General features: G+C 57.3%; 1 protein-coding gene. It reads right to left on the minus strand.

All coding sequences use genetic code 11. The features are described 5' to 3' along the window. The coding region (locus FKW31_RS13630) for an IS5-like element IS1031D family transposase (RefSeq protein ID WP_150178811.1) at positions 1–748 on the minus strand (748 nt) is incomplete at its 3' end. Between the last annotated feature and the right edge of the window lie 76 nt (positions 749–824).

Consider the following 824-nt stretch of genomic DNA (forward strand, 5'->3'; position numbering starts at 1 on the left):
CCCAGTCTTTGGCGAGCCGCCTGCAGCGACCGAGCCAGGCGAATGTTCGTTCGACCACCCAGCGGCGAGGCAGGATTTCAAAGCCCTTGGCTGTGTCTGATCGCCTGATGATTTCGACCGTCCATTTTCCCATGCTGGCGAGCGCGGATCGCAGTTTATTACCGGCATAGCCGCCATCGGCGAAGATGTGGCGCAGCCAGGGAAAGCGCCTGCGTATTGCCGCCAGGACATCGACAGCCCCGTCACGATCCTGAATGTCAGCGGCATGAACAAGGAGGAAGATCAGGAAGCCGCAGGTATCCGTCAGAATATGGCGCTTGCGACCTTTGACCTTCTTTCCAGCGTCATAACCGGAAATTCCACCACTTTCCGTGGTTTTCACCGACTGGCTATCAATCACGCCCGCGCTCGGGGAGGCCTCACGCCCTTCGATCTCCCGCAGGTTCATGACCAGTACCGTGTTCATCGCTTCGAACAGTCCGGCATCACGCCATGCGTAAAAGTAGCGCCTGACGGTCGAGACCGGTGGAAAGCATTTCGGCAGCAGACGCCACGCACACCCACCCGAGGCGATATAGAGTATCGCGTTTACAACCTCGCGCATATCCGCCGTGCGAGGCCGTCCGCCCCGTTTCGCCGGGGGCACGAACGGCATAATCAAAGCCCACTCGGCATCCGTCATATCCGATGGATATCGCAATCCCTCCCGGCTATGTTCGTGTCGGGCAATACCAGTCCATGCCACTATTCACTCCATCTCTTCGCAAAGACGAATGAATCACAACATGCTGGTATTGTTCAAAAACTTTCGGATCAGGCTCTAA

It is taken from the genome of Acetobacter sp. DmW_136 (genome assembly GCF_008690365.1).
GTDB classification, from domain to species: domain Bacteria; phylum Pseudomonadota; class Alphaproteobacteria; order Acetobacterales; family Acetobacteraceae; genus Acetobacter; species Acetobacter oryzifermentans.